We start from the raw sequence: 12,841 nt of genomic DNA, 5'->3' as shown, positions 1-12,841 counted from the left end.
ATCGGTGGATCAAGGCTTAGCGCTACTTTCCCGCGCATTGGTCCCTGACACCCGCCTCGGGCCCCTCGGCCGGCACCTACCGCTCCACCACTACGGGGTGGGGAGAATCCCGGACTTCGACACATATGAGGACAGACACTGTCCAGTCGTGCACAAAGGACGACAACAGGCTTGCCCTCCAGCTTCGGTCACAGGCGCGCTCACAGGAGACCGTTGGTCATACCAGACGCACGCCGTGCGGGCGCGAACGTAAAGGCGCTCCAGCGCATGCTTGGCCATGCCTCCGCGGCGATGACGCTCGACCGGTATGCCGACCTCTTTGAGGACGACCTTGACTCAGTCGCTGCAGCCCTCGACCAAGCCAGGGCAGAACAGCTCCAGCAGTAACGCAGCGGTAACGGAATACCTGCGAGCAGGTGTTTTCACGTGTGAGCAAATGATGGCAGATTCCGCGGAATCACAAGGAATTTGAGGGCGTTCCCCGTCATGACGCGGGCGTCCATATGGGTTCAAATCCCACCGTCACCGCCAAATAGCGAGGTCCCGCTTCCCTTATAACAAAGGGAAGCGGGACCTTTCTGCTTTGTCTAAAGAGCCTTGCGTGGCAACATTCTGACAACATCCGACCGTGAGACTGCGTTATCTGGAGCCTCGGCGGAGGTCATGCGGCGTCACCCTTGGATTGCCCGAGCGCTTGACCTTCTAGTGGTGAGAGATCTTCCCCGGACGATGGCGGCAGAAAGACCCAGGAGGGCTACCAGGGATCCAAACATGATGGCAACGCCTGAGAAGTATTCAGTGACAGTCATTTCGGTGCACCTTCCATCTAGTGGTGCACCGAAGCTACCCCTCCAAGCTCGGCATTAGCGGAGGATCGCCGCAGAGTTTGATCAAGTTTAGGAAACGGCCCGAAAGACCGGTTAAGTGTCCTAACTAGGTGCGGTGGCCCGCTCTGCCCCCATGCATCGGAGCGGGCCACCTACCGTAACCGTAGATCCTGTGAGGGGTCGCTGGCCGTTACGGCAACGGTAGATGAATGATACGACCGGCAGGTGAACGGCTTGCAACTTGCCAGCACGCTTATCAAGTTGAGTGACTAACCTACCCGCCGGTAGCGTCAGACACGGCAACCTCCGCATGTCCCCCATGTGCGGAGGTTGCTTCGTTAAGAACCCCGCCGGACACAATCTAGCGGGGTTCTCTACGACCCAGGATTAGATGTAGCTAGGCTCCTCTGTCAGCCAAGACATCCCGCGCTAACTGCAAAAGCTGAGGACGGGGCAGCGGCCAATCAGGTCCGATATCCCGCCGGATCCTAGCCTCAAGCTCGCCAGCCACCTCTGTTTCGGTCAGCGCCGCGTTCTCCTCACGGAGGTCATGCATTGCCTTCGCGCTCGCCATCGTGAACTTACCGACGAACGTCGCCCGCTCATCATCGTCTGGTATCAGGTCTTTCAAGCTCATGGTGTCCCCCAGTCTCGTTGAAGTCCGACGTGGTCAGCTTACGGCCCCGGCACCCCCACCGAAGCCCCATCCGCGGAACAAACGTTCTGGTATCACCGGTTTTAGTTATGAATATTGTCTTCGATATAGCGGGCGACCCATTCTTGAAGCTGTGCGGCGTTCCAGCTGGGTGTGGTGACAAGGAGCACTTCGCGGTCTTCACGGATAGCGCCGATGATCCCGTCCTCCTTCGCCAGGTTTTTGACCATACGGTCCACCATGCGGGAGTGCTCGTGGGCGATGTCTTCTCGCAAAGAGACCTCGAGCTCACGGCCGCGGAGCGCGTCCTCACCGAGGTCCTCGACCTCGACAAGCGGTTCGTCCTGGCCGACCATATCGTCATTGGCACCGTTCAGTCGCTTGATGGCCGCCGCGGCCGTGCGAGCCAGCTTGTCATCAGCGGACGGCACCCGCCCGCTGACCTGCCCTCGGGCAGCCCCCGGAACGATCTCAGCCATTGCGGCTTCCTCACCATCACTGGCGAGCACCGGATGGTTCTGCCAGATGTAGGACTTGATGCGGTGGTATCCGACCCGCCACCGCGCGCCGGGGGCACCGCGCTCCACGACCCGGCACAGGTAAGAGGTCACACCATCCACGACCGCAACAGACTCTGGCGACAACGTCGGCTCTGTGCCAATGCCGTAGCGAACCCACGAAGGGCTGGTCGAGGCATCCGACTCCGCGGTTTCCGTCGTCCGCTCGGTCAGTACCGATTTCACCCAGCGCCAGAGGGGTACGAGGCTCTCCACTGTCCCGTCCAGGGTTGACGGTTTCGTCAGAGTGGTTGGCCAGAGATCGGGTTAGATTCTCCAGCGCGCGCGGTCGCTCTTCCAAGAAATCCTGTAGCGCCGCGGCGGCCTCTTGCTTATTCATCCTCGCGTAGGTCTTCATGGCAAATGAGTAACACAGTTGAGTACGAGCCTCGTCCTTCTGGACGGGGCTCGTACTCGTTTTCCACTAATTGATCGGTGCGGGCGGCCGTTCGCCGCTGAGCACGGCGAGGGCGTTGTCTGCGGCGAGCATCGCCATCGCGGTTCGCGTCTCCACTGTGGCGGAGCCCAGATGCGGCAGTAGCACCACGTTCTCGAGCTCGAGCAACTCGGGGTGCACACGGGGCTCGTGCTCATAGACGTCGAGCCCAGCGCCCGCGATCCGTCCGTCGCGAAGCGCAGACGCGAGCGCCGCTTCGTCGACGATCGGTCCGCGCGCGGTGTTGACGAGGTACGCCGAGCTCTTCATCGCCGCGAGCTGTTCGGCGCCGATCAGATGGTGCGTGGCAGGCCCGTAGGGGCAGTGCAGCGAGACGACGTCGGAGACGGCCAGCAACTCGTTGAGATCGACCCGCCGGGCGCCTAGCTCGGCGGCGATCTCGGGATCGATGTCACTGCGCGACTGGTAGACGATGTCCATGCCGAAGGCCTTGGCCCGGCGCGCGGTCGCCTGGCCGATGCCGCCCATGCCGACGACGCCGAGGGTCTTGCCCTGCAGGCTGCTGCCGAGCAGGAAGAACATACCCCACTTCCAGGCCTGGCCGGAGCGGATGAGCCGTTCCCCCTCGCCGAGCCGGCGGGTCGACATGAGGATGAGGCCCATTGCGATGTCGGCTGTGGCGTCCGTGAGCACGCCGGGGGTGTTGGCGGCGACGATGCTTCGTTCGGTGCAGGCGGGCACGTCGATGTTGTCATAGCCCACGGCGACGTTCGCGACCACTTTGAGCTGCGGGCCGGCGGCGTCGAGCAGCTCGGCGTCGATGCGTTCGGTGAGCAGGCTCACCACGGCATCGGCCCCGGCTACTCGGCGCAGGAGCTCCTCGCGGCCAATCGACTCCGGACCCGGCCAGGCATCGACTTCGTGCTCGGCGCGCAGCTTCTCGATTGCGGCTTCGGGTACACGTCCCGTGACGACGACCCGGCTCATGCCGTCTCGATCCACTTGCGCAGGCGGCCGAGGCCGTCGCGGATATCGGCGACGTCGATGCCCGAGTAGGCGAGCCGGATGTACTGCCGCTCTTCGCCGGGCTGGCGGCGGCCGAAGTGTTCACGTGTGCAGAAGGAGACGCCGGTTTCGTACAGGGCTGCGGAGGCGAAATCGCCAACTGCCGAGTAACCCATGCGCTCCATGACCTCGGTGACGTCGGGGAAAAGGTAGAACGTCGACTGCGGCACGGCGACGTGCATGCCGGAGATGTCGTTCACGAGTTCGCATGCGGCATCCCGGCGCCCGCGCAGGATGTCGAGCATCTGCTGTACGGGTTCCTGGGTGCCACGGAGCGCTTCGATGCCGGCCCATTGCACGTAGTGCGTCGTGCACGACTCATCATTGGTGTTGAGTGTGCTGAGAATTTTGGCGATCTCGATCGGGGCGACGGCACAGCCCAGGCGGGATCCGGTCATGGCGAACTTCTTGCTGAATGTGTAGAGGATCACGGTGCGCTCCGCCATACCGGGAAGCGACGCGATCGAGCTCGAGACACCCTCATAGCGCGTCTCGAAGTAGGCCTCATCGGAGAGCACCCAGAGGTCGTGCTCCTGCGCAAGCTGCGCGATTGCCTCACGCTCGGCCGCCGTCGACTCGGCCGAGATGGGGTTCTGCAGGTCGTTGTAGATGATTGCGACCGTGTTCGGGGTGATCGATGCGCGCACCTGGTCGAGGTCGATCGCGAAGCCCTCGCTCGTGGGCAGGTAGCGGTAAGGCACGGCCGTGCCACCGAGGTACTCGATCTGCGATTCGTAGATCGGGAAGCCAGGGTTGGGGTAGAGCACTTCCTGGCCGGGGTTCATGACCGCCTGCAGGAACTTCGTGATGACGGGCTTGCCGCCGGTCATCACGACCACGTTTTCGGGGGAGAACTTGATACCGCGGCGCGAGCCGAGGTCATCGGCGAGGGCTTCACGCAGCTGCGGGATGCCGGGGCCGGGGCAGTAGCCCGTGTAGCCGTCACCGATCGCCCGGTTCATCGCCTCGACGATATGTGGGGCCGTCGGGATGTTGATGTCGCCGAGATGGAAGGGGTACACGAGGTTCCCCTTCGCTTTCCAGGCGGCCGCGGCTTGGGCGACGCTGAAGGCGGTTTCGGTGCCCAGACGTTCAAGCCGGTGCGCGAGTTGCTGCATGCTGTTCCACTCCTCATCGAGTTGACGATCGATCCTCCGGCGGATTCAGATCTAGTATAGGCTAATATATCAAACCGCGAAATAAGATATACGGATGAATCTCACAGGGAACAGCGCCCTCGAAGCGACGACCGCCAAAAAGCGAGGCCCCGGTTCCCTTTGTTGAAAGGGAACCGGGGCCTTCTGCTTTGCTGGTCTGTTTTGCACTCTGCGCTACATTGCGGCGGGGTGCTGGTCTCCCTTATGTCCGCGCAGATTTTCCTGGACCTTGCCGAACAGATCCTTGATGGTGGATTCGGTGTTGGTCAACATGTCCGGCTGGACGTAGATATTGTGGGTCGGCGACACCGTGTATGTGGTCTGGAGTCCGCCGCTGCTGTCCACTCCTTCCAAAGCGATGGTCACTCCGGAGTCCTTCCGCGCGATGGCGCCGATCCGTCCGAACACCAGTGTGGCCTCATCGGGCTGGAAGCTGACCGTCAGTCCGACGTGCGTCCGGTTAAGGTCTGTGGCCGCAACAGCCTTCTCGTTGCCAGTGCCTGCGTAATTCATGACTACTCCTTGCGTGAGAGAGAGCGACTTACGTCAGAAGTCTATGGCCGCCTCTTAACGCCGTACAGGGAGGCATTGAGCAGTCCGGCGGCAGGCGCTTGAATGGACTCCACATCCCCACCGGCAGGAGGCCGTCATGAATACCAAAGGCAGCAGAAGCACGGACTACACCTTCCTCACCACCTGGCGCGTGGCCGGAACCACGGAAGACGTCGCAGAACTCCTGAGCGACCCCGCCGGCCTCCCCCGCTGGTGGCCGTCGGTCTACCTGGCCGCGGAACTCCTCCACCCTGGCCAGGAGAACGGCGTGGGCCGGATGGCCCGGCTCCACACCAAGGGCTGGCTTCCCTACACCCTCCGCTGGACGCTGACGGTCACGGAACCAATCACCAACAGGGGCTTCGCGATCCGGGCCACCGGCGACCTGGACGGCACCGGCCGGTGGACCTTCGAGCAGGACGGCCCGGAGTCCGTGATCACCTATGACTGGCGGGTTACCGTCACCAAACCGCTGCTGAGGCGCCTCAGCTGGCTCCTCAAGCCCGGGTTCTCCGCCAACCACCGGTGGGCGATGGCCCGGGGGCAGGAAAGCCTGGCGCTCGAACTGCGCCGCGGGCGGACCGGAACCGACGCGCACACAGTGCCCGCACCGCCGCCGCCCACGTTCCCGCGTTTGGCGGGGCGTGGGCGGCGGACGGTCTAGCTACTCTGTGGGGTGTTGATCAGGCGTTGGCGAGCTCCGGTTCCCGGGGCGGCGCCTCATTCCTCTCCTTCCGGGATTTGCCGAACCGCAGGTAGAGCGACGGAACCACGAAGAGGTTAAGCAGGGTGGACGTCACCAGCCCGCCGAGGATCACGAGCGCCATCGGGTGCTCGATCTCGTGGCCCGGGATGTTGCCCAGGACCACCAGCGGAACGAGGGCCAGCCCGGTGGCGAGCGTGGTCATCAGGATCGGTGAAAGCCGCTCCCCCGCACCGCGCAGCACCAGCTCCGGACCAAAGCGCATGCCCTCATACTTCTCCAGGTGCTGGCAGTGGTTGATGAGCAGGATGCCGTTCCTTGCCGCGATGCCCATGACTGTCAGGAAGCCCACAATGGAGCCCAGAGACAGCACGCCACCGCCAAGGAAAGCGGCAAACACCCCGCCCACCAGGGCAATCGGCAGCGTGAGGATCACCAGCGTCGCCAAACGCCAGCTGCCGAAGGCTACCTGCAGCAGCAGGTAGATGACGGCCAGTGCCCCGATGGCGAGGGTTAGCAGCGTGTTGGTTGCCGCTTGGCGTTCCTGGAACTCACCCAGGATTCTCGTATGGAAGCCCGAGGGCAACTCCACTTTCTTGAGCCCTTCCTCCATGGCCGCAACAACGTGGCCCAGCTGGCCTTCCTTCACATTGGACTCGATATCGATCCGCCTCGAGTGTGCATCGCGCTGGATGACATTCGGGGTCGGCTTGAGCTGGATACTTGCCACATCGGACAGCAGGATTTTCTGCCCGCTGGGGGTATCGATCGGGAGGTTCCTGATGCTGGTGATGTCGGAACGGACCTCTGGCGGACTCCAGACCTGGACGTCATATGCCTTGCCGCCCCGGTAAACGTCACCGACTTCCTCGCCGGCCACGAGTGTAGCCGCAGCCCGCCGGACGTCGCCCGGCTTCAGCCCGTAGCTCTGGGCCTTTTCCAGATCAACCTCGATACTGATCTGCGGAATGTCCTTCTGCAGGGCTGTATGGGGGGAAACGGTTCCTTCAGTCTGCTCAAAGATCGCCTGGATCTCCGCGGCCTTTGAACGCAGGAGCCCCAAGTCGTCCCCATAAAGCCGGACGACGACGGCGTCGCTGGCGCCCGTGAGAACCTCACGGATCCTCTCCTTCAGGTAGGTTTGAACGTCGCGCACGATCCCGGGATACCCATCCACGACTTCATGGATTGACTTCAGTGTCTGGTCATAATCCACCGCGGGGTCGATGCTGATCCAGTTCTCACCGAAATACACACCCACGACCTCGTCGGCGTTGAATGCCTGCCCGATGTGCGAGCCGCAGTTCCGGACCCCCGGGATGGTCAGCAGTTCCGTACAGGCCTTCTGGCTGACGCGGTACTCCTCCGTGACCGAAGTGCCCGGCTGGGTCAGCCAGTGCATCAGGAAGTCGCGCTCCTTGAAGTCAGGCAGCAGCGACTGCCCCAGCAGCGGTGCCGTGATGGCACCGATGGCCGCCATGGCGCCGAAGGTGGCGTAACCTGCCACCGGACGCCGGATGCCCTTGCTGAGGATGCGGTGGTACCCGCGCTTGAGCACCCGGACCAAGGGTGGCTCCTGCTCCTTTAACGGGACCTTGCGCATGAAGATCAGCGCAAGGGCAGGGGTCACTGTCAAGGCCACGGCCATTGATGCCAGCACCGCCAGGGTGTAGGAGATGGCCAAGGGCCTGAAGAAAGCGCCCGTGAGTCCCTGGAGGAAGAAGATCGGCACCGCGGCCGCGATGATGATCAGCGTGGCATAGATGATGGGTCCGCGGACCTCCAGGGAGGCCTCCAGGACCACCGAGGCGGTGGAGCGGGTTCCGCCGGACGCCCGGTGCTGTCTCAGTCTTCGGATGATGTTCTCGATGTCGATGATGGCATCATCCACCACCACCCCCACGGCGATCACCAGCCCGGCCAGGACCATGGTGTTCACAGAAGCACCGGTCAGGTAGAGAACGGAGGCCGCCGTTACGAGCGAGAGCGGGATGGCGATCAGGCTGATGAGCGCGGTCCGCCACTGGAAGAGGAACGCTCCCAGCACCATTACCACGAGGATGCAGCCAAGCAGGAGCGCGCGGCTGAGGTTATTGAGGGATTCCTCGATGAAGGTCGCCGGACGGAAAATCTCGGTATCGATATTGATACCGCTGAGTCCCGGCTCCATCTGCCGCAGCGCTTCCTCCACGCCCTTCGTGACTTCCAGGGTGTTGCCCCAGGGAAGTTTCTCAACGATGAGCATCAGCCCCTCGCCCTGGTTGATCACGGCATCGCCAATGAGCGCCTGATGGTCTTCCACTACATTGGCCACGTCACCCAGGCGCAGCGGCTTCCCGTTCCGCTCCTCAATGGGCACTTGCGCGAGGTCCTTGGGAGTGGTGATGGGCAGTACGTGCCGGATGCCGAGCCGCTGGTTCGGCGTCCCGATGTAGCCGCCGGTGCCGATGACGGCGCCCGGCGAATACTGGAGCAGGCCGGCATCCAGGGCATCGGCCGTGACTTCCATGACCTGGTTCAGGGTGACGTCATTGGCCTTCAACTTCTCTGGGATGGCCTGGACCTGAAGCATCTGCAGCCGTTCGCCCCAGATGGCGATGTTGGCCACGCCGGGCACCCGCAGGAGGTGGGCGCGGATTTTCCAGTAGGTGATCATTGACATTTCCATCAGCGAACGCTCATCCGACGTCAGGCCGATTTTCATGACCCGGCTGGTGGATGACAGCGGCTGCAGCATCACCGGCGGCGCCGCCCACGTAGGCAACGACGGAGTGACGTTGGCGATGCGCTCCGAGACGAGCTGGCGGGCCTTGAGAAGGTCCGCCCCCGGGGCAAAAAGCAGCACGATCGAGGACAGCTGCTCCACGGATTTGGAGCGAATTTCGTCCAGTCCTTCGACGCCGTTGAGGGCGTCTTCGAGCGGAACGGTCACCAACTCTTCCACTTCGGACGCAGTCAGGCCAATGCAGATGGTCTGGATTTCGACCTTCGGTGGCGCGAACTCCGGGAAGACATCCACCGAGGCCGTGCTGAGCTGGACGCCGCCGAACGCCATAATTGCCACTGCTATGGCCACCACCAAGGCGCGGAATTTCAGGCTGAACCCGACAATCCGGCGCATGTCAATGCCCCTTCGTACCGAATTCGGCGCCAAACAGTTCCGCTGCGCCCACGGTGACAACATCGGTTCCTGCCGGCGGACCGGACCGGAGCTGGACCCTGTTGTCAGTGATCCGCTCCACCGTCACAGCGGCCCGGATGTAGGTCCGCGGCTCGGGATTCGTGTAAACCCAGGTCTTACCGTTCGCATCGTAAACCAATGCGCCGTATGGCATTTCCAGGGCGCCCCCCGTGCCCTTGGTGACCTTCGCTGTGGTCACCTCCAGCCGTTCCACTGCCTTGTCTGTCAGCGTCAGCCTGTTCAGATCCGGGCCCGCCTTTTCCATGGTGGCCGCGGCCTGCCCGGCGGGAGCAGCGGCAGGTTTTACTACCGCACATCCGGAGAGGCCCATTGACGCTGCGAAGACCAGCACGAGAATAGGACGCCAGCCCCCAAAACCACTATTGCTTTTCATGACAATTCCGACCTCTCTGGCAGAACCGGTCCGTTGTTAATCACCAATGAGCTCCCCCAGTCCGTGTTAGCAGCCGGACCAAAACGGAGGAACAGGACCGGCAGGACATACAGGGTGAGCAGGGCCGACGTGATCAGGCCGCCCCACACGATCAGCGCCAGCGGCAGCAGCATGCCGGAGCCGACAGACCCGCCAAGCAGGACAAGCGGCACAAGTGCCAGCCCTGTAATGACTGCGGACAGAATGGTCGGCTGGAGCCGTTCGGAAGCCGCGTGCTCCATGTGAACCGCCGGAGGCGCTGCCGGATCCTTGCTCTGCAGGGACTGGTAGGTCCCCATCAGCAGGACGACGTCCCGGATCGCAAAGGCCAGGACCGCAGCGAGCGCCACCAGCACGTACACCGAGCCGATTCCGCCTGCGAGTTCCGCGGCAACCACACCGCCGGCAAGGGCGACTGGCAGGAGCACGAAGGACAGCCCCGCGAGCCGCCAGCTGCCAAGGACCGTGAGGAGCAGGACCAGGACACCCGCCGCTGCTGCTGCTGCAAGCCACCAGAACAATGCGCCAGCGGCCTGCTGTTCACCGTACTGCGGAGGAATCTCTGCGTGGTATTCCAGCGGGAACTGAAGCGACCGGATCGCTGCCTGGACCTCTGCCTTGACGGCACCAAGATCCCGTCCCTGAATGCTGGCTACAACGTCGATGCGCCTCGAGGTGTCGTCGTGTTGGATCACCGTCTGGTTCGGCCGGAGTGTCACCTTGGCAACGTCGCCGAGCCGGACATATCCGCCCTCGGGCTTGTCCACCACCATGTCGGTAACGCTGTTGAGGCTGTTGCGCGTGGCCTGCGTTCCCTTGACGATGACCTGGAAGACTTTCTGCTGCTCGAACAGGTAACCGACTTCAATGCCTTGAAGGACGGTGGCTGCGGCACGCCGGACGTCGCCCGGCTTGATGCCTGCCTTTTGAGCCGCTGCCAGATCCACTTCGATCTCGGCAACAGGCTGCTCAATCGTGACGTCCACCCGCGGATCGACCACGCCGTTCGTCCGGGACAGGATCCCGCGGATTTCCTCGGCCTTCTCGCGGAGGATATCCAAGTCAACACCGTAGACACGTACCGTGAACTGCTGGTCATCGGATTGCGTGGCAGCGGCAAGCTGCTGTTCCGGATAGGTGGTGACAGTGGGCGTCAGGCCCGGGTAGCCCTCGACGATTTCCCTGACTTCGGAGCGGACCCTGGTGTAATTCGCATCTTCATCCATGGTCACCCAGATTTCGCTGGAGCTGACGTCGGATGACGTGTCCGACGTGATGGCACGCCCTACGTGACCGCCGACCGCCGAGACGCCGCGAATGGATCGCAGCTCGTCCGTGGCTTTGGTCATGACCCTGTTCATGACGTCCGTGCCTGTACCGGCGACGGACTCCCACTGAACGAGGATCGTCCGGTCAGGCACTGAAGCGACCACCGGCAGGTCCCTGGTCAGCCCGGGAACAATCGCAATGGCCGCAATGGCCATTACCGCCGCCGCCAGCGCAAACACGGTGGCGAGGGTTCCGGTGAAGGACTTAACGGATCGGCGGTAGCCGAGCTTGAATTTCCGGACAAAGGATGGCGTGCGCCGCTCCCGCTGGTGTCCACCCAACAGCACGCTGGCCAGCGCCGGCGTAACTGTCAGTGCAACGAGCATCGCAACAGCCGTAGCCAGCAGGTAGGACAGCACCAGCGGTTTGAGGAACGCCCCCTGGGCGCCGGGAACAAACAGCGACGGTGCAACTGCCAGTAGAGCGGCCAGGCCGGCGAAGAGAACGGGAACCCGGGAGCGCTTCAGCGCGTGCGCGAGCAGGCCCTCCCGTGTTGCCTTGTCGTCCGTCCTTTCCTGTCGGAAGCTGTAGAGATCGGTGATGACGTCTCCGATGACAACCACCAGGGCAAGCACAAGCCCGGCGAAGGCCATCGTATTAAGCACGGCACCTTGGAACTGCAGCACCAATGCGGCAGCTACGGCGGCAACCGAAACGGCAACGAAAGCCAGGAGGGCGTACCGCCAGGACCTGAAGATCAGTCCGACGGCGGCTGTGACCACCAGCAGGCTCACGAGCAGCGCCACACCGAGTTTGCCGACAGCCGACTCCACGAAGGATGCCGGGCGGAAGACGGTCGAGTCCACTGTGATGCCGGAAAGGCCCGGGCGGAGACCGTCCAGGACGTCTTCGACGCTCTTGGTGACTTCGGCGACGCTGGTGTCGGGGAATTTCTCGATGACGAGGAGCAGGCCGGGCGACTTGCCCGTGACCGCTTCACCGATCAGCGGCTGGTGATCCTCGCTCAGGGTGGTGACATCGGAGAGCTTCAGCGCCTTGTTCTGGGCTCCCTCGACGCTGACCTTGCCAAGATCTTCCGGAGTCCGGATGGGAAGGACGTGCTGGATACCGATGCGCTGATTTGCAGACTCCAGGAATCCGCCGGTGCCCGGCGTTGATGCCTCAAGGAAGCTCAGCGGTGAAACCCACACGGCGTTGCCGGCAGTCTCAATCACCTGGTTAAGCGTGACGTTGTTCGCCCGGAGCTTCTGCGGATCGACCTGGACCTGAATCTGCTGTTCGCGCTGCCCGAAAATGGACACATTGGCCACGCCGGGAACGCCCATCAGGGCCGGTTTGATGTTCCAGCGGGCGAGAACCGACATGTCGATCTGCGACACGTCCTCAGACGTGAGCTGGACCATCATGACGCGGCTCGTCGACGACAGCGGCTGCATCAGTACCGGCGGCTGCGAGACATTCGGCAGGGCGAAGGCCTGCGTAAGCCTTTCCGCCACCAACTGCCTCGCGCGGAGAATATCGGTGCCCGGTTCAAAGACCATCTCAATGGATGACAGGCCCGGAACTGACTTAGAACGGATCTCATCAAGCCAGGCAACACCGTTGAGCAGGTCCGCCTCCATGGGCGACGTAATGAGCTGTTCGACCTCAACGGCCGACAGCCCAAGTGCTTCGGTTTGAATCTCCACGTGTGGCGGGGAGAATTCGGGAAGATTGTCCACTGGCATGGTCGGCAGGCTCGTCATTCCGAACCCTAAGATGCCGGCCGCAGCGGCTAACACGATCAAACGAAATTTAAGACTCCAGCGGACAAGCCAACCGGTCATATCCTCAGCCCCCATCGTTATTGGCTCCGGCGGCGTTGCCGGGTGTGCCAATTACTGATGCGCCTATTCAGGAAACGCCCGCAGCGGCGTTGCCGCGGACGAATGCCGAGCTGCCTCCCTCAACCCTGCGTGCCCCCGTATCGGGGGCACTGCCGGCGGAGGCGGTATGGATTGCCTCGCCGGACTGTGAGCTATTAG

At 62.9% G+C, this 12,841-nt stretch carries 9 protein-coding genes and 1 pseudogene; 2 read left to right on the top strand and 8 right to left on the bottom strand.

What is annotated here, in order from left to right:
- Nucleotides 1-237: 237 nt before the first annotated feature.
- Nucleotides 238-387, top strand: a pseudogene (locus J7I89_RS25120) (site-specific integrase); the annotation flags it as partial.
- Between the two features lie 837 nt (nucleotides 388-1,224).
- Here the strand turns inward: J7I89_RS25120 and J7I89_RS10035 are convergent.
- The 5 genes from J7I89_RS10035 to J7I89_RS10015 all read right to left on the bottom strand — a co-directional run bounded on the left by J7I89_RS10035 (nucleotide 1,225) and on the right by J7I89_RS10015 (nucleotide 5,171).
- Nucleotides 1,225-1,464: a hypothetical protein gene (locus tag J7I89_RS10035; RefSeq protein WP_214969575.1), complete on the bottom strand. Its 240-nt coding sequence runs from the start codon at nucleotides 1,462-1,464 to the stop codon at nucleotides 1,225-1,227.
- Nucleotides 1,465-1,565: 101 nt separating this feature from the next.
- On the bottom strand, nucleotides 1,566-2,255 hold the full coding sequence (locus tag J7I89_RS10030) for a hypothetical protein (RefSeq protein WP_214969573.1): 690 nt from the start codon (nucleotides 2,253-2,255) through the stop codon (nucleotides 1,566-1,568).
- Between the two features lie 208 nt (nucleotides 2,256-2,463).
- Nucleotides 2,464-3,423 carry a D-glycerate dehydrogenase gene (locus J7I89_RS10025; RefSeq protein ID WP_214969571.1) on the bottom strand — a complete coding sequence of 320 codons (960 nt, stop codon included), beginning with the start codon at nucleotides 3,421-3,423 and terminating at the stop codon, nucleotides 2,464-2,466.
- Complete coding sequence (locus J7I89_RS10020) at nucleotides 3,420-4,619, bottom strand: pyridoxal phosphate-dependent aminotransferase (RefSeq protein ID WP_214969569.1); 1,200 nt, start codon at nucleotides 4,617-4,619, stop codon at nucleotides 3,420-3,422. Before J7I89_RS10020 ends, J7I89_RS10025 begins: the two co-directional genes overlap by 4 nt.
- A 213-nt stretch (nucleotides 4,620-4,832) precedes the next feature.
- The gene (locus J7I89_RS10015; protein WP_214969567.1) at nucleotides 4,833-5,171 is read right to left on the bottom strand and encodes a hypothetical protein; all 339 of its coding nucleotides are present in this window, start codon (nucleotides 5,169-5,171) and stop codon (nucleotides 4,833-4,835) included.
- A gap of 136 nt (nucleotides 5,172-5,307) precedes the next feature.
- Here J7I89_RS10015 and J7I89_RS10010 point away from each other — a divergent pair, with 136 nt between their 5' ends.
- A complete protein-coding gene (locus tag J7I89_RS10010) occupies nucleotides 5,308-5,874 on the top strand; it encodes an SRPBCC family protein (protein WP_214969565.1) in 567 nt (188 codons plus the stop codon).
- Nucleotides 5,875-5,893: 19 nt separating this feature from the next.
- Here J7I89_RS10010 and J7I89_RS10005 read toward each other — a convergent pair whose 3' ends face one another.
- Genes J7I89_RS10005 through J7I89_RS09995 form a run of 3 tightly spaced genes read right to left on the bottom strand, consistent with a single transcriptional unit; the run spans nucleotide 5,894 to nucleotide 12,643 of the window.
- Nucleotides 5,894-9,034 (bottom strand): efflux RND transporter permease subunit, encoded by a 3,141-nt coding sequence (locus tag J7I89_RS10005; RefSeq protein WP_214969563.1) that lies wholly within the window; start codon nucleotides 9,032-9,034, stop codon nucleotides 5,894-5,896.
- A 1-nt stretch (nucleotide 9,035) separates the two neighbouring features.
- The gene (locus J7I89_RS10000) at nucleotides 9,036-9,488 is read right to left on the bottom strand and encodes a hypothetical protein (protein ID WP_214969561.1); all 453 of its coding nucleotides are present in this window, start codon (nucleotides 9,486-9,488) and stop codon (nucleotides 9,036-9,038) included.
- Entirely contained in the window at nucleotides 9,485-12,643 is a 3,159-nt protein-coding gene (locus tag J7I89_RS09995) for an efflux RND transporter permease subunit (RefSeq protein WP_214969559.1), read from the bottom strand. The genes J7I89_RS10000 and J7I89_RS09995 overlap by 4 nt, the downstream gene beginning before the upstream one ends.
- Nucleotides 12,644-12,841: the final 198 nt, after the last annotated feature.

Source organism: Arthrobacter sp. ISL-5, assembly GCF_018613835.1.
Classification (GTDB): domain Bacteria; phylum Actinomycetota; class Actinomycetes; order Actinomycetales; family Micrococcaceae; genus Arthrobacter.
This window is presented reverse-complemented; position numbering and strand designations above follow the sequence as displayed.

Coding starts and splice junctions, on each gene's coding strand:
- J7I89_RS10035 (WP_214969575.1), bottom strand. CDS start 1,464: ATGAGCTTGAAAGACCTGATACCAGACGATGATGAGCGGGCGACGTTC.
- J7I89_RS10025 (WP_214969571.1), bottom strand. CDS start 3,423: ATGAGCCGGGTCGTCGTCACGGGACGTGTACCCGAAGCCGCAATCGAG.
- J7I89_RS10020 (WP_214969569.1), bottom strand. CDS start 4,619: ATGCAGCAACTCGCGCACCGGCTTGAACGTCTGGGCACCGAAACCGCC.
- J7I89_RS10015 (WP_214969567.1), bottom strand. CDS start 5,171: ATGAATTACGCAGGCACTGGCAACGAGAAGGCTGTTGCGGCCACAGAC.
- J7I89_RS10010 (WP_214969565.1), top strand. CDS start 5,308: ATGAATACCAAAGGCAGCAGAAGCACGGACTACACCTTCCTCACCACC.
- J7I89_RS10005 (WP_214969563.1), bottom strand. CDS start 9,034: ATGCGCCGGATTGTCGGGTTCAGCCTGAAATTCCGCGCCTTGGTGGTG.
- J7I89_RS10000 (WP_214969561.1), bottom strand. CDS start 9,488: ATGAAAAGCAATAGTGGTTTTGGGGGCTGGCGTCCTATTCTCGTGCTG.
- J7I89_RS09995 (WP_214969559.1), bottom strand. CDS start 12,643: ATGACCGGTTGGCTTGTCCGCTGGAGTCTTAAATTTCGTTTGATCGTG.